Annotated in this window: 16 protein-coding genes; 6 read left to right on the top strand and 10 right to left on the bottom strand. The window is 68.5% G+C overall.

What is annotated here, in order from left to right; all coding sequences use genetic code 11:
• Positions 1–108: 108 nt before the first annotated feature.
• Positions 109–792 (bottom strand): pyrimidine utilization protein B, encoded by a 684-nt coding sequence (gene rutB, locus DI605_RS00950; protein ID WP_293968854.1) that lies wholly within the window; start codon positions 790–792, stop codon positions 109–111.
• Between the two features lie 237 nt (positions 793–1,029).
• Between rutB and DI605_RS00945 the strand changes: the two genes are divergently transcribed.
• Positions 1,030–1,437 (top strand): SufE family protein, encoded by a 408-nt coding sequence (locus DI605_RS00945; RefSeq protein ID WP_293967982.1) that lies wholly within the window; start codon positions 1,030–1,032, stop codon positions 1,435–1,437.
• Between the two features lie 92 nt (positions 1,438–1,529).
• Here DI605_RS00945 and DI605_RS00940 read toward each other — a convergent pair whose 3' ends face one another.
• Together DI605_RS00940 and DI605_RS00935 are read right to left on the bottom strand one after the other, a co-directional pair.
• The gene (locus DI605_RS00940) at positions 1,530–3,401 is read right to left on the bottom strand and encodes an AsmA family protein (protein WP_293967979.1); all 1,872 of its coding nucleotides are present in this window, start codon (positions 3,399–3,401) and stop codon (positions 1,530–1,532) included.
• Between the two features lie 81 nt (positions 3,402–3,482).
• Positions 3,483–3,656: a DUF1674 domain-containing protein gene (locus DI605_RS00935; protein ID WP_293967976.1), complete on the bottom strand. Its 174-nt coding sequence runs from the start codon at positions 3,654–3,656 to the stop codon at positions 3,483–3,485.
• Between the two features lie 63 nt (positions 3,657–3,719).
• Between DI605_RS00935 and DI605_RS00930 the strand changes: the two genes are divergently transcribed.
• The 3 genes from DI605_RS00930 (at position 3,720) to DI605_RS00920 (ending at position 7,259) form a co-directional block, all read left to right on the top strand.
• Complete coding sequence (locus DI605_RS00930; protein ID WP_293967974.1) at positions 3,720–5,009, top strand: RsmB/NOP family class I SAM-dependent RNA methyltransferase; 1,290 nt, start codon at positions 3,720–3,722, stop codon at positions 5,007–5,009.
• A 73-nt stretch (positions 5,010–5,082) separates the two neighbouring features.
• Entirely contained in the window at positions 5,083–5,343 is a 261-nt protein-coding gene (locus DI605_RS00925; RefSeq protein ID WP_293967971.1) for a hypothetical protein, read from the top strand.
• Positions 5,344–5,594: 251 nt separating this feature from the next.
• Positions 5,595–7,259, top strand: a complete 1,665-nt coding sequence (locus tag DI605_RS00920) for a hypothetical protein (RefSeq protein ID WP_293967968.1) — start codon at positions 5,595–5,597, stop codon at positions 7,257–7,259.
• A 106-nt stretch (positions 7,260–7,365) separates the two neighbouring features.
• Here the strand turns inward: DI605_RS00920 and DI605_RS00915 are convergent, their stop codons facing one another.
• Complete coding sequence (locus DI605_RS00915) at positions 7,366–8,091, bottom strand: SDR family oxidoreductase (protein ID WP_293967965.1); 726 nt, start codon at positions 8,089–8,091, stop codon at positions 7,366–7,368.
• Between the two features lie 147 nt (positions 8,092–8,238).
• Here DI605_RS00915 and DI605_RS00910 point away from each other — a divergent pair, with 147 nt between their 5' ends.
• Positions 8,239–9,135 carry an AraC family transcriptional regulator gene (locus tag DI605_RS00910; protein ID WP_293967962.1) on the top strand — a complete coding sequence of 299 codons (897 nt, stop codon included), beginning with the start codon at positions 8,239–8,241 and terminating at the stop codon, positions 9,133–9,135.
• A gap of 66 nt (positions 9,136–9,201) precedes the next feature.
• Here DI605_RS00910 and DI605_RS00905 read toward each other — a convergent pair whose 3' ends face one another.
• Positions 9,202–9,639, bottom strand: coding sequence for a GtrA family protein (locus DI605_RS00905; RefSeq protein WP_293967960.1), 438 nt, complete (start codon positions 9,637–9,639; stop codon positions 9,202–9,204).
• Positions 9,640–9,738: 99 nt separating this feature from the next.
• Between DI605_RS00905 and DI605_RS00900 the strand changes: the two genes are divergently transcribed.
• On the top strand, positions 9,739–11,520 hold the full coding sequence (locus tag DI605_RS00900; protein ID WP_293967957.1) for an AcrB/AcrD/AcrF family protein: 1,782 nt from the start codon (positions 9,739–9,741) through the stop codon (positions 11,518–11,520).
• Between the two features lie 216 nt (positions 11,521–11,736).
• Here the strand turns inward: DI605_RS00900 and DI605_RS00895 are convergent, their stop codons facing one another.
• The 5 genes from DI605_RS00895 to argB form a co-directional block, all read right to left on the bottom strand.
• Positions 11,737–12,369, bottom strand: coding sequence for a MarC family protein (locus DI605_RS00895; protein WP_293967955.1), 633 nt, complete (start codon positions 12,367–12,369; stop codon positions 11,737–11,739).
• A complete protein-coding gene (locus DI605_RS00890; protein ID WP_293967953.1) occupies positions 12,366–12,956 on the bottom strand; it encodes a hypothetical protein in 591 nt (196 codons plus the stop codon). The genes DI605_RS00895 and DI605_RS00890 overlap by 4 nt, the downstream gene beginning before the upstream one ends.
• On the bottom strand, positions 12,953–13,843 hold the full coding sequence (gene folD / locus DI605_RS00885) for a bifunctional methylenetetrahydrofolate dehydrogenase/methenyltetrahydrofolate cyclohydrolase FolD (RefSeq protein ID WP_293967950.1): 891 nt from the start codon (positions 13,841–13,843) through the stop codon (positions 12,953–12,955). Before folD ends, DI605_RS00890 begins: the two co-directional genes overlap by 4 nt.
• A gap of 7 nt (positions 13,844–13,850) precedes the next feature.
• Positions 13,851–14,150, bottom strand: a complete 300-nt coding sequence (locus tag DI605_RS00880; protein ID WP_293967948.1) for a YggT family protein — start codon at positions 14,148–14,150, stop codon at positions 13,851–13,853.
• An 81-nt stretch (positions 14,151–14,231) separates the two neighbouring features.
• A complete protein-coding gene (gene argB / locus DI605_RS00875) occupies positions 14,232–15,104 on the bottom strand; it encodes an acetylglutamate kinase (RefSeq protein WP_293967945.1) in 873 nt (290 codons plus the stop codon).
• Positions 15,105–15,175: the final 71 nt, after the last annotated feature.

Raw genomic sequence — 15,175 nt, 5'->3', positions numbered from 1 at the left:
TGCTATCGGTCCGTTCGCCCCGAGCGTTCGAACGGTCCTCAAGCGATACGTTTTACAGCCCGTGCTTCGGCCTCACGCGGCACGAACGGGAAAGGAAATGCCGCGGCCTCAACCCTCCATCTGCCCGAAGCTTCCGCAGAAATCCGCCGTGGTGGAAACCCAGCCGAAGAAGCGTTCGACATTGTAGACCGAGGCTTCCTGCATCGCCGGCGGCCCCAGATGATGGGTCGCATCCTCCAGCATCACGCCGAAATATTCGAGGTGGAAGCCGTCGCGCAGCGTGGATTCCACGCAGACATTGGTGGCGATGCCGACGAAGACGATCGTGCGAATGCCGCGCGCGCGCAGCACGCTATCCAGTTGGGAATTGAAGAAAGCGGAATAGCGCGTCTTGTGCAGGCTGATGTCGCCGGGCCGGGGCTTCAGCCGATCCACCAGCGCATAATCCCAGGTGCCCCGCGCCAGCAGCTGGCCCTTCAACTCTGGGCGCGCGCGCATCGTCTTCAGCGCATTCGACTTGTGATAATTGGGGGACTGGCCCGCCGTGCCCGCCTCGACATAATCGGCATCCCAGCCATTCTGGAGATAGATGATCTGCACGCCGGCGGCGCGGCCCGCATCCAGCACGGTAGCGATCTTCTCGATCGTGCCCGCGGCGCCCGATATGTCGAAGCCGGCGAGATCCACATAGCCGCCGAGGCTGGCATAGGCATTCTGCATGTCGATCACGACGATCGCCGTCTCGTCGGCGGCTACGCGGATCGGTTCGGGCCGGGCCGGCAGCGTCACCATGCGCTTTCCGGGCGCAGCGCCCACTTCGACGACAGGGGCGCCGGGGCTTGGGGTTTCGGGCAAAGACACGCTCCGATGCTGTTAAGGCATCAGTCTGACGAAGGCTTGGCGGGGAGGCAAGCGGCCTTCCGGGGGGTGCCGGCCACCGCAGGACGGGCGCGCGGCGGGCCGCCCGGCGCCGGGACCGGGCCACGCAAAGCGCTTTCCCTCGCGGCGATCAGGCTCTAGCGGGCGGGCATGGCGAACCCGCTGACCGACATTCTCGACGAATATGAGTTCCTCGATGCCGACGATCGCTATCGCCTGCTGATCGATCTGGGCAAGGCGCTGGAGCCGATGCCAGACGCGCTGAAGACCGATGCCACGCTGGTGCGCGGCTGTTCCGCCTCCGTCTGGGTCTATCCGACGAAGGCGGCGGAAGGGCGGCTGCATTTCCTGGCCGATTCGAACGCGGCGATCACGAAGGGGATCATCGCGCTGGTGCTGCAGGCCGTGCAGGACAAGACGGCCACCGAAATCGGCGCGATCGATATCGAAGGCGCGCTGGCGCCGTTCGACCTGAAGGCACAGCTCAGCTCCAACCGCACGCAGGGCATACCAAACATGATCGCGCTCATTCGCGAGACGGCGGCGCGGCAGGCCTGACGCCAGTCGGCATCGATCGACGCCGTTTGTCCTGAAGGATAAGCGGGCTTCGAAGCCCCCCGGAGAGTCCGGAATCCGGATGCCGATCCGGCCTAGCGCAGCGCCCGCGCGGCGAGGCGGGCGCAATCGGCATCGGCGGCCAGCGGCTGCGGCTTGCCGGAGAGCGCGCGGCCGATGGCCCTGAAGATGCCGCGCGTGGATTTTGCTTCAGGCGCGCTGACCTCCGGTGAAAAGAGCGGGCCGGTCACGCGGATCGGGCCGGGGATGCGCAGCACGCTCTTCTGCTTGGGCGCACCGGTGAGCGTGAGATCGACTCGCTCATGCGTGAGATCGATCAGCCCGGTGGCGTCGGCGCGGGCGACGCTGGTATCGATCAGCAGGATCTCCGGCCGGGCCTGTCCGTGGCGGACATCGAAGGCGCCGACTCCGCAGCGCAGGAGGGCGGAATCCTCATCCTTCGCGCGCAGCCCCCGGCCGAGATCCTGCCCGAGCAGCAATGCCGTCTTGCGGCCGAGCGTGCCGTCGCTGCCGACGAGGGCGAGGCGGCCATCCGCCGTACCGAGGGCGGCGCGGATCGTCGGCCCGGCGCCATCGAGCCGGAAATGGCCGGCGAGCGCGCCGGAAAAGGCGCCCGTATCGCTGGCGAGCGCCTCGATCCGGCCGCCCGAAAGGCGCAGATCGAGGTGGAGGCGCGTCGTGCGATCCGCCTGCGCGATCCGGATCACGCCCGCGAGCATGCCCGCATCCAGCCTTGTGGCGAAATGCGATATGGCGAGCGTACCGTGATCCAGCGCCATATGGCCGCGCATCGCCCGGAAGATGGTCGGCGTGCGGAACAGCAGCCGGCGGATCTCGACATCCAGATCGCCATCCGTCTTCATCAGATGATCCAGCGCGATGCGCGTATCGGGCAGGCGGCGGCCGGGGGATGCGGCGCGCCGGGCCGCCCCCCGCGCCCGCCCCTCGGCATTGGCGAGATCGTCGAAATCAAGCGCGCTGGCGACGACGCGGCCGGAAAGCCGCGTGCGCCCATCATCCTGCTTCGTCACGTCGAGCGCGCCTGTGGCCTGCGAGCGGCCGAGCGTGATCGCGAAGCTTCGGATCGACCAGTCGGGTCGATCGTGGCGAACATCGGCCGTGATCCGCGCGGGCGCGGTGCCGGGCAGGCCCGCTTCCACCAGCAGATCGAGATGCGCGAGATCATCGCCCCAGGCCGTGGCCCGCGCCGAGAAATGGCCGATGTCCAGCGGCTTGTCCGCGCGGCCGACAAGCGTGGCGTTGGCGATGGGCGAACGATATTCGAGGCGGAAAGGCCAGGCGCCGCCGCCGACAAGGCCGGGCCCGGACAGGGCGAGGCGGGTGGGCCGGCCGATCAGCGTGCCCGTGCCCGTCAGGCGGAAGCCGGCATCGTCCGCCGAGAGCGCGGCGCGGAAGAAATGATCGCGCTTGAAATCGTCGAAGCGGATCCCGCCGTCGCGGATCGCGAAATGGCGGGGGCCACCGCCGCTCGCGCCGCCACCGCCGCTCGCGGGCAGGCCCTTCCAGTTTGCGTGCTGCGCGTCGCGGCGGATGAGGTGGAGGCGAAGGCCCTCCAACTCGATCGAATCGGGGCGGATGGCGCCGCGCAGCACGGGCAGGATCGGCAGGACGATTCGCGCCCGGCGGATCGTGGCGAATTCTCCGCCGCCGACCCAGCCGGGCTGGGCGACGCGAATATCGTCGATCGCGAGCGTGGCATTCGAGACGCCATGATCGATCCGGCGAACCGATCCGATCGTCACGGCGCGCCCCAAGCGGGCGCTCAGCTGCCGCTCAATCGGATCGTGCAGCCACGCCCAGCCATAAGTGAGCAGGGCGAGCGCCGCGATCAGGAGCAGCAGGAGCGTACCTGCGATCGCGGCGAGGGCGATGCGGAGGCGGGAATGGGAGGTCAGCGGCATGCGCACCGCGAGATGACGCGCCATGGCCGCCTTCGTTCCGGCCGGGCGTGGACTGGCAAGGGGCCGTGCGGTTCAGCGCGGGAGAATCGGAAGCTTCGCGAGCCCTCAGAAATCGACAGCGATTCCCTTGCGCTCCCAATCCCCATAACGGGTGGGGGCGAGGGGCCGATCCGGATCCGGCGCCCCGTCGGAAGGGCGGGGCTCCGGCACGGGCGGGCTCTTCGAGAGATGAGCGGGCGGCTTCACATGCGCGGGGCGGCGGGAGGGTTCGGCGGACATGCTGCGGCTCCTCATAGGCCGATGACGTTGCGGTGGGCTCGCTTCGCGGCCACATGAGCGCAGATGGCCACTTCCCCCGATCCCGACAAGTCCGCACCAGCAGGCTTCCCCGCGCGCGCCGCTGCACTTCGCCTGCTGGATGCCGTGCTCCGGCGCGGTCTGCCGCTGGAAGGCGCGCTGGACAAGGCCGCCAAGGGCCTGGATCGGGCGGAGGATCGCGCGCTGGCCCATGCGATCGCGGGTGCCGTGCTGCGCCACCTGACCGATCTGGACGCGGCGATAGACGGCGCGACGCGCCAGCGGCTGCCCGATGATGCGAAGGCGCGCTTCGTGCTGCGCATCGCGCTGGCGCAATCGATCCTGCTGGGCACGCCGCCCCACGCCGCGATCGCGACCGCCCTGCCGCTGGTGGATGGCGGGCCGCGCAAGCTGGTGCATGGCGTGTTCGGCACGCTTTCGCGCGCGGGCGTCACGCTGCCCGATCCGCCCAGCCTGCCCGGCGATGTCGCCGCGCGCTGGGAGGCGGCCTGGGGCGAGGCGATGGTGGAAGCGGCGATGCGCGCGGCGGCCACGCTGGCGCCGCTGGATCTTTCGCTGCGCGCGCCGGCCGGGACGGAGGAATGGGTTGCGCGGCTGGGCGCGACCAGCCTTGCGCCCGGCCATCTGCGCCTGCCCGCCGGCACGCGCATGACCGAACTGGAGGGATTCGAGGACGGCGCCTTCTGGGCACAGGACATCGCGGCCTCCCTCCCTGCGCGTCTGCTGGGGCCGGGCGCGGGGCGTACGGTGCTGGATCTGTGCGCGGCGCCGGGGGGCAAGACGATGCAGCTGGCTGCCGCGGGCTGGCGGGTGACGGCGGTGGAGCTGGCCGAAAATCGCGTGAAAAGGATGCGCGACAATCTGGCGCGTACGAAGCTGGCGGCGGCGGTGAGGATCGGCGACGCGCTTACCTTCTCTCCGGAGGGGCCGGTGGATGCCGTGCTGCTGGATGCGCCCTGCTCCGCCACGGGCATCTTCCGGCGCCATCCCGACGTGCTCCATCGCGTCCGCCCGCGCGCGATCCAGCAATTGGCGGAGCGGCAGCGCGCGATGCTGGCGCGCGCGGCGGGCGCGCTGAAGCCGGATGGCACGCTCGTCTATGCGGTCTGCTCGCTGGAGCCGGACGAGGGCGAGCGCACGATCGAGGCCTTCCTCGCGAGCCACGGCGGCTTCGCGATCGTGCCGCCCGAGGCGGGCGAACTGCCGGGGGGAATCGTCGCGAGCCCTGAGGGCTGGGTGCGCGTGCTGCCGGGGATGCTGGAAGCGGAGGGCGGCGCCGACGGCTTCTTCATCGCGCGGCTGCGTCGCGGCTGATCGCGCGGCCAGCCGAGGAACGCGGATCGGCACGCGGCGTTCGCCACCCACCCATCAGGGTTGGAGAGACGGAATGAAGAAAATGATCGCGATCGCGCTGGCGGCAAGCGCCGCCATCGCCGGTGTCGCCGCAAGCGCGCCCGCCGATGCGGCGCAGGGCTGCGGCGCAGGCTTCCATCGCGGGCCGGCGGGCCGTTGCCGCCCCAATGGCCGCACCGTCGTGGTGCGCGAGCGCTATGTCGTCGGCCGCCATTATCCGGGGCGCGGCTATTGGTATCAGAATCGCTGGTGGCGTGAGCGCTATCGCTATCATGGCGGCTGGCGCTACCGCTGAGCGGTTCATTCGGGAGCGAGAGCGGCCGGCGGGGGCGATCCCGCCGGCTTTTTGCTGGGGAGGCCGTTTTTCGGTGATGCCGTTCGGTGCGGATCTGTTCCGGGCGACCGAGGGGGAGGGGCTGGAGGCGGGGGCGCCGGAAAGGGGGCCGGTGTTTTAATCTGCCCCCCCCCCCCCGGCGGGCACGGGGATGAGGATCGATCCGACCTAGCCTCTTGCCGCCTGTGCCTCCTACTTCGTAAGGCGGGCGGATGTTCCGGCCCGCGCTTCCTTCGTCCATCCCGCCCAAGGGGTGGTGGAACAGCAGCTGGTTCCTCACGCTGATGGCGCTGGCGGCGGCGATCCCGCTGATCTGGCCGATCACCCCGCCGCTGACCGACCTACCCGGCCATATGGGCCGCTATCGCGTCGAGATCAGCGATCCCAGTTCGCCGCTGCGCCAGCTCTATTTCGGCTATGAATGGCGCTTCCTCGCCAATCTGGGCGTGGATATCGCGATCATTCCCATGGCCCGCCTGTTCGGGCTGGAACTGGGCCTGAAGCTGATCGTGATCGCGATCCCGGTGCTGATGGCGTCGGGCCTGCTGTGGACGGCCAGGGAAGCGCATGGGCGGGTGACACCACCGGCCCTGTTCGCCCTGCCGCTGACCTACAGCTTCCCCTTCATCTGGGGCTTCCTGAATTTCAGTTTCTCGATGGCGCTGGCGCTCAACGCCTTCGCCCTGTGGCTCCGTCTTGGGCGCCAGGGGCGGTTCCGCCTGCGGAACTGGCTGTTCGTGCCGATCGGCATCGCGCTTACCGTCGTCCATGTCTTCGGCTGGGCGGTGCTCTGCCTGCTCGCCTATGCGGCGGAGGTGGTGCGCCAGCGCGATCAGGGGCAGGGCTTCTGGCGATCGCTGTGGAATGGCGGCTGGGCCTGCCTCTCGATCGCGCCGCCGATCCTGCTGCTGCTCGCATGGCGTGCGAGCGATCAGGCGGCGGAGGGGACGAGCGCCAATGCCGACTTCTTCTTCTGGCGCGCGAAATACATCTACCTGCTCTCGTCGCTGCGCACCCACTGGATGGTGGTGGATATTGCCGGCGTCTATCTGCTGTGGGGGCTGATCGCCTTCGGGCTCGGCGGTGTCTGGGTGCGGATGAACCGGACGCTGGGCATTGCCAGCCTGATGCTGATGATCGCCTATGCGCTGCTGCCGCGCATCCTGCTGAACTCGGCTTATGCGGATATGCGGCTGGCGCCCTATGTGATCGCCGTTGGCACGATCGCGCTGACGCTGAAGAGCAACGTGCGCTGGCAATCGGCGGCGGTGGCGGCGGCGGCGGTGCTTTTCTATGCGGGCCGGCTGGCGATGCTGACGGTGAGTTTCGCGCATCACGATGCGGCCAACCAGCGCCAGCTGGAGGCGCTGGATCATATCCGGCCCTATAGCCGCGTGTTCGTGCAGGCATCGCTCCAGTGCCTGAGCCAGTGGGAAACGACCCGCATGGATCATCTGGGATCGATGGCGATCGTGCGGCGCGGCGCCTTCATGAACGGCCAGTGGGCCGATCCGGGCGCGCAGTTGCTGGTGGTGAAATATGTGCCGCCCGACGATTACGACAAGGATCCGAGCCAGATATTGCGGCCCTTCCGCTGCCGGCAGGCGGACGCCAAGACCTTCCCGGAGGCCGTCAACGCGCTGCCGCGCGGCGCCTTCGATTATGTGTGGCTCATCAATCTGCCGCAGAAGAGCTGGGCGAGTTTCCCCGGCCTGATGCCGATCTGGACGGGCGAGAAGCGCGGCATCCTCTACCGGGTGATGCCCGAGCACAAATATCTGCCGATGCCCAACCTGCCCCGGCCGCCGAAGAAGAAGCGCCGCGCGCCGGGATCGGATCCTGCCAAGATCCCGACGCCCAAGACGGACAAGCTTTGAGGCATGCCCGTCGTCCGGCCGGCATGGGCCGGACGACGGGCGCAGGGATCGGCCTTCGGGAGGCTGGCGGGCGCTCCGAAGGCCGGGATGGGCGATCGTGCGCGCCTCACATGTTGGCGGCGGTGGGGCGGACGATCACCTCGTTGATGTCCACCCCCTCGGGCTGTTCCAGCGCATAGCGGATCGCGCGGGCGATCGCATCGGGCGTGAGCGATTTCTGCCGCCATTCCTTGAGCGCGGCGGCCACCTGCGGATCGCTGATGTCGTCGCCCAGTTCGGTCGCGGTCACGCCTGGCGAGATGATCGTGGAGCGGATCTCGTCATGCTCCTGGCGCAGGCCCTCCGTGATGGCCCAGACGGCATATTTGGTGCCGCAATAGACGGCCGCCGTCGGCAGCACGAGATGCGCGCCCACCGACGCGACGTTCACGACATGCCCGCCTTTCTGCGCCACGAAGCGGGGCAGGACGGCGGCGATGCCATTCAACACGCCGTGGATGTTCACGTCGATCATCCGCTTCCATTCGTCCCGCTTCAGCGCGGCGAGCGGCGAGAGCGGCATCACGCCGGCATTGTTGACGAGCGCGTCGATCCGTCCGAACCGCGCCTCGGCGGCGGCGACGAACGCATCGAAGCTCGCCTCGTCCGTCACGTCCAGTTCGCTCCACGCCACCGTCTCGCCCAGCTCCGCGGCCAGCGCCTTCAGCCGATCGCCGCGGCGCGCACCGATGAAGAGGTTGGCGCCGGCCGCCGCCAGTTCGCGCACCGTCGCCTCGCCGATGCCGCTGGATGCTCCGCTGATCAGCACAACCTTGTCCTTCACGCCCGACATGATCTTTCCTTTCGCTTGGAATGTCGGGATCAAGGTGACGTCAGGCGCGGCGAAGCGTTAGGCCGATCGCCCGAAGGGCTTGCACGATCCTCCAAATCGCGGCCTTGCCGGTTGCGGCGCGGCGCGGGCTCGTGGATCAGGTGAGGCATGAACAGCATCGCCGATCTCGCCAGCGCGATCACCCGCCACGCCCCGCATACGGGCATGGCCGGGACGAACGTGCCGCGCCTCACGCTGATCCGGGCCAATGGGCCGAGCGAACCCGTGCCCGCCGTCTATGAGGCATCTCTTTGCCTGATCGCCCAGGGTGCCAAGAGCGTATCGCTGGGCGATCGCAAGGTTGTCTACGATGCCGCGCGCTATCTGCTCGTCTCGGTCGATCTGCCGCTGGTGGGACATGTCCTGGAGGCCAGCGCCGATGCGCCCTATCTGTGCTGCAAGATCGATCTGGACCAGAGCGCGCTGGCGGACCTGATCGTGGCGGAAGGCGGCGCCGGCCCCCGGCACGACCTTTCCGCGCTGGCCGTCTATCCCGGCGATCCGGATCTGATCGATGCGGCCTGCCGGCTGGTGAGGCTACTGGATCGTCCGGAAAGCATCGCGACGCTGGCGCCGCTGATCGAGCGCGAGATCCTCTATCGGCTGCTCACCGGGCCGCACGGGCCGATGCTGCGCCACCTGGCATCGGTGGATAGCCATATCGGCCAGGTGGGCCGCGCGATCGCAACGATCCGCAATGGCTTCCACACGCAATTGCGGATCGATGACATCGCCAGCGCGGCGGGCATGAGCCCTTCCTCGCTTCATGCCCATTTCAAGGCGATCACGCGCATGACCCCGCTGGATTACCAGAAGCAGTTGCGCCTGCAGGAAGCACGCCGGCTGATGCTGGTGGCTGGCGCGAGCGCGGGCTCGGCGGGCTTCGCCGTCGGCTATGACAGCCCTTCGCAGTTCAGCCGCGAATATCGCCGCCTGTTCGGCGCGCCGCCGCGCCAGGACATAGAAAGATTGCAGGCGGCCGAGGACGTCGCGTTCGCGGTTTGACGATTCCGAAGACGCGCCAGGCGCGGGAGTGGAAGCCCGGCCCTCAGGGTACGCGTCGGTCGTCCGCTATTTGAACACCCACCAGCGGTTGATCGCGAAGATCATGAAGGGCGTGACGAACCAGATCGGGATCTGCACCGTCCAGTGCGGCAGATGCAGGAAGGTGGCGAGCAGCCATGTCCAGAAGGCGTTGACCGCGAAGCTGGGCAGCGCGGCCAGGAAGAAGCGGACCCACGCGCGCCAGCCGCGATCCCCCTGCCCGGCGAAGGTGATGCGGCTGTGCAGATTGTAGCCCACCACCACCGACACGAGAAAGGCCGCGAGATTGCAGAGCTGGATGGGGGCATGGGTGAACGTATCCAGCCCGACATAGATGGCGGTGTAGATGCCGGTGACGACCACGCCATTGATGCCGTAGCGGATCAGCTGGCCGAGCAGCCTGCCCTTGCCCGCGTCGCTGCCACCCGCTTCGCCGCCGCCCGTCTCGCCGCCCGCCGTCGCCATCGTATCGATCGACCCTCGCTCTTTCGCATCCGTCCGCCTTCGCGGACGCGCGTGGCGCTTCCACCCCGGGCGATCAGGCCCTAGAGGCGGGCGCCGAAGATGGAAAGCTGGATCACCACCGACCGCAACGACCCGGCGCCCGAATGGCGGCGCTGGTTCCTCCTGTTCTGGCTCGTCGCCTGCGTCTGGCTGATCCACTACAAGTGGAATGCGATCCACTGGTTCGCGCTGTCCGACACGGACGACAATATGCGCTTCGCGCAGGTGCGCGCGCTGCTGGGCGGGCAGGGCTGGTATGATCTGCGCCAGCACCGGATCGATCCGCCGGACGGCATCTCCATCCACTGGTCGCGCATCGTGGATCTGCCGATTGCGGGGCTGATCCTGCTCCTGCGCCCGATCCTGGGCGGGGAACTGGCGATACGCTGGGCCTGCGCGATCGCGCCGCTGCTGGCGATGGGCGCGGGGCTTTATGGCCTGATGCTCACGGTGCGCCGCCTCGTCGCGCCGCAGGCCTATGTGCTGGGGGCCGCGATCCTGGCGTGCGCGCAGGCGACGCTCAACATGTGGATGCCGCTGCGCATCGATCATCATGGCTGGCAACTGGCGACGCTCATCGTCGCCGTGGCCGGCATGGCCGATCCGAAGGGCACGCGCGGCGGTGTGACGACCGGGATCGCGACGGCGGTGAGCCTGACGATCGGGCTGGAACTGATGCCCTATCTGGCGACGGCGGGCGCGCTGATCGCCTTGTGGTGGGTGCTGGATGGCGGGCAGGCGGATCGGTTGCGGGCCTATGGCGCGAGCCTAGCGGCGGGGGCCGCCGCCGGCTATGCGGCCTTCGCCTGCTACGACAACGCCCAGCCGCTGTGCGACGCGCTGACGCCCGTCTATCTTTCCACCCTGCTGGAGGCGGGGGCCGCGCTGGTGCTGCTGACGGCGATACCGGTACGCTCCCTGCCCGTGCGGCTGGCGCTGGGCGTGGTGGCGGGCGGCCTGATCGCAGGCGCCTTCGTGCATTTCTGGCCGCAATGCCTGGGGCGGCCGGAGCATATCTCGCCCGAGGCCGAGAAGCTCTGGTTCAGCCATATCCGCGAGGCGAAGCCGCTCTACGAGCATAGCTGGCGCGTCTCGATCCCGATCGTCGCGCTTTCGGTGGTGGGGTTTGCCGGCAGCCTCTTCGCCCGCTGGCGCGCGCGGGGCACGGCGCTGGCCATGCCCTGGACGCTGGTGGCGCTCTTCTCGCTCTTCTCGCTCCTGATGCTGCTGTGGCAAACGCGCGCGGGGCCGGCATCGCAGTTGATGGGCGTGATCGGCGCAACCGCGCTGGGCCAGCCCCTTGTGAGCTGGACGCTCAACCATCGGACGATGGCGGTGCGCGTGCTGGGATCGGTGGCGGCGTTCGTGGCGGTTTCGGGCGTGGCCGCGGGGCTCATCATCCAGTGGATTCCCGAGCACAAGACCGCCTATCGCAAGAAGGTGGATCAGGCGAACCGGCGCTGCCCGACGCTGCCGGCGCTGAAGCCGATCGCGCAGCTGCCGCCCGCCACCTTCCTGACCTTCACCGATCTGGGGCCGCGCCTGATCGCGGTGACGCATCACAGCGCGATCGCCGGCCCCTATCATCGCGCCTGGCGCGACATTCTCGATGTGCAGCACAGCTTCCGCAGCGATGATCCGGAAGTGGCGCACGAAGTGATGAAGCGGCATGGGGCGACGATGCTGCTGCTGTGCCCGGGCATGAGCGAATCCACCGTCTATGCGGCGGAGAACAAGCAGGGCTTCTACATTCAGCTGAACCGGGGGACGGTGCCCCGGTGGCTGGAGCGCGTGGAACTGCCGAAGAATTCGCCGTTCAAGCTCTGGCGGCTGGTGGGATAAGCGACACCCGATAGATGGGGGAGGTCATCGGGGCCTGACCTTTTCGAACACGGGCGGCATGGGTTTACTGCGCTCTGGCGAAGGCCGGAGCGTTGCCGCGATACCGAATACCCCTGCGGCCCGCGCTCCGGCCCTCGCCGAAGCACGGTGCATGCTCGAGGGGAATGAGCCGCAACCGGCTTCAGGATGCCGGGCCGAGGAGCCGGCCGGCCCGGATCAGCCGAAGCTTGCCTTCAGTCCGTCCACCACGAACTGCGTGGCGAGTGCCGCCAGGATCACGCCCAGCATACGTGTGATGACCGCTTCGATCCGGGCGCCCAGCACGCGCATGATCGGCCCGGCGGCGAGCAGGGCGAGCGCCATCAGCCCCATCACCGTGACGAGCGCGGCCAGCACCGTAACGAGCGCGAGGCCGTGATTGTGCGAGGCGAAGAGCATCACGGTGGCGATCGATCCGGGGCCGGCGATCATCGGGATCGCCATCGGGAAGACGGAAATGTCCTCGATCTCGCGATGTTCGGCCTCGGCGCGCTTGGCGATCTCCTCGGCGCGGCCCTCGCGCCGCTCGGTGCGTTTCTCGAACACCATTTCCAACGCGATCAGGAACAGCATGATGCCGCCGGCGACGCGAAACGCCTCCAGGCTGATGCCGAGCGCCCGCAGCAATGGCTCTCCCACGATCGCGAAGACCATCAGGATCGCGCTTGCGATCAGCGTGGCGCGGATCGCCATCGCGCGCCGCTGGCGCGGGCCGGCCCCGCGCGAGAGCCCCGCATAGATGGGGGCGCAGCCGAGCGGATCGATCACGAGGAAGAAGGTGACGAAGGCGGAGATGAACAGGGTAATCATGTGCCTACAACGCGATCGGCGACGATCTCCCACCGGCCCGTCACCGAGGCGAGCACGCGCATCCTGTAGGCCACGCCATCCTTCGTGAGGCTCCAGCGCAGCGAGCCATCGCGCGAGGCGCCACCGGCGAGCGCGCCGGGCATTTCGGGCGGGGGCGGAAGGCGGCGGCAGCGGACGCCGCGCGTGGCGAAGGCCCGATCGCCGGCAAGGCTGCCGCCCGGCTCGTCCGCGCCGCCGCCGTCATAGAGCCATTTCCAGCCGCCATCGGGCTGGCGCTGCCAGATGGTGAGGAAACGGCCATGGCCCCTGGCCGAGCGCCACGGCCCGGTGGAGAAAGCCAGGCTGCCGTCGCACGACGTGACGGTGCGGGCCGGCCACCACATGATCGCGACGCGCGGATCCTTCAACGGGGCCAGGAATTTCGCGGCATCGACGGGGCCGTCCGTCAGGATCAGCGCGCCGGGCGCCATGAAGCGGCGAAAGGCGGTCCACTGGCCATCGGTCTGCGCGGCCGAGGCGAAGGCGCGCTCGGCCTGCTCCACAGGCTGGCCGGCCGCGATCCCGGCGGCGAGCAGGAGCCCGATCACAACGCGCCCTTTTCCAGCGCGACCCCCGCATTGCGATGCGCGGCGACGATCGTGTTGCGCAGCAAAACCGCGATCGTCATCGGGCCGACGCCGCCCGGCACCGGCGTGATCGCGCCCGCGATCTCCACCGCTTCGTCGAACGCGACGTCGCCCACCAGCTTCGTGCCGCCATCCGGCAGATCGATCCGGTTGATGCCCACATCGATCACGATCGCGCCCGGCCTGATCCAGTCGCCCCGGATCAGTTCCGGCACGCCGACGGCGGCGACGACGATATCGGCGCGGCGCACGGTGGCGGGAAGATCGCGCGTGCGGCTGTGCGCGATCGTCACGGTGCAGCTTTCGGCCAGCAGCAATTGCGCCATCGGCTTGCCGACGATGTTCGAGCGGCCGACGACCACCGCTTCAAGGCCGGACAGGCTGCCGAGCTGATCCTTGAGCAGCATCAGGCAGCCGAGCGGCGTGCAGGGCACGAAGCCGTGCAGGCCACTGGCGAGCCGGCCGGCATTGACCGGGTGGAAACCGTCCACATCCTTGTTCGGATCGATCGCGGCGATGATCGCCTGCGTGTTGATCTGCGGCGGCAGGGGGAGCTGGACGAGAATGCCATCGACGCCGGAATCGGCATTCAGCCGGGCGACCAGCGCGAGCAATTCATCCTGCGTGGTCGTCGCGGGCAGGCGGTGGACGCTGCCGGCGATATTGGCCTGGACGGACGCGCGTTCCTTTGAGCGCACATAGACCGAACTCGCCGGATCCTCGCCCACGAGCACGACGGCCAGCCCGGCGGGGCGGCCGGCGGCGGCGGCGAAATCGGCGGCAAAGCGGCCGACGCGGGTGCGAAGCGAGGCGGCGAAGGCCTTGCCGTCGATGATGCGCGCGCTCACGTCCGCCTCAGCCCAGCCCCGCCATCGACATGGCCAGACGCGGAATCACGATCGATCGCAGGATATTGATGATGAGCAGCACCACCAGCGGCGAAAAATCGAGCGCGCCGAAATCGGGCAGGATCCGCCGGATCGGCCGATAGAAGGGCTCCGTCATCCGGCCGAGCGCGAACAGCACCTGGCGGACGAAATCATTGGAGGTGTTCACCACGTTGAACGCGACGAGCCAGGAAAGCACCGCCTGGATGATGATGATCCACATCAGCACCGACAGCAGCAGATCGAGGATCTGGAGAAGCATGATCATGGGCGGCAGGGTCCGGCGTTCGAGGGAGGTGTCTTAGTGGCCTATAACATCGGTATCGGCCAAGGTTAATTCCAGAGGGCCCTAACCCTGGCGCACCAGCGTGCCCGCACCCTGCTTCGTGAAGATCTCGATCAGCATGGCATGCGGCACGCGGCCATCGAGGATGACGGCGGCATCGACGCCGCCTTCCACCGCATCGATGCACGTCTCCAGCTTCGGGATCATGCCGCCGGAGATGGTGCCATCCACGCGCAGCATCTTGATCTGGCTGGGCGTGAGATCGGGGATGAGATTCTTCTGCTTGTCCAGCACGCCGGCCACGTCCGTCAGCAGGAACAGGCGTTCGGCGCCGGTGGCGATGGCGAGCGCGCCGGCCATCGTATCGGCATTGATATTGTAGGTCTCGCCATCCGGTCCCACACCGATCGGCGCCACGACCGGGATCATGCCCGCCTTGGAGATGGTATCCAGCACGCGCGTGTCGATATCGTCGGGTTCGCCGACGAAGCCGAGATCGTCGGTCGGGTGCTGTACCTTCTCGACCGTGACGAGGCGGCCATCCTTGCCGGAAATGCCCACGGCGCGGCCGCCCGCGCGGCTGATCCAGGAGACGATCTCCTTGTTGATCGCGCCGGACAGGACCATCTCGGCCGTCTTCATCGTGGGCGCGTCCGTCACGCGCAGGCCATCGACGAAGCGGCTCTCGATCCCCTGCGCCTTCAGCATCGCGCCGATCTGCGGGCCGCCGCCATGCACGACGATGGGATTGATGCCGACGGCCTTCAGCAGCACCACATCCTCGGCGAAATCGGTCGCGGCCTCGGCATTGCCCATGGCGTGACCGCCATATTTCACGACGAAGGTCTGGCCCGCATAACGCTGCATATAAGGCAGCGCCTCGGCGAGCGTCTCGGCCTTGGCGAGGAGATCCGGATTCGGGGCGTGGCTGGTCATGCGCCGGCCCTTAGCGGCAGAGGGCCGGGGGGTGAACCCTTTGCGGCTTGTCCGCGCCTGTCCCTCGCTCC

The organism is Sphingomonas sp. (genome assembly GCF_003248515.1).
Classification (GTDB): Bacteria; Pseudomonadota; Alphaproteobacteria; order Sphingomonadales; family Sphingomonadaceae; genus Sphingomonas_I.
Note: the sequence above shows the minus strand (reverse complement) of the source record. Positions and strands in the feature narration are given on the sequence as shown.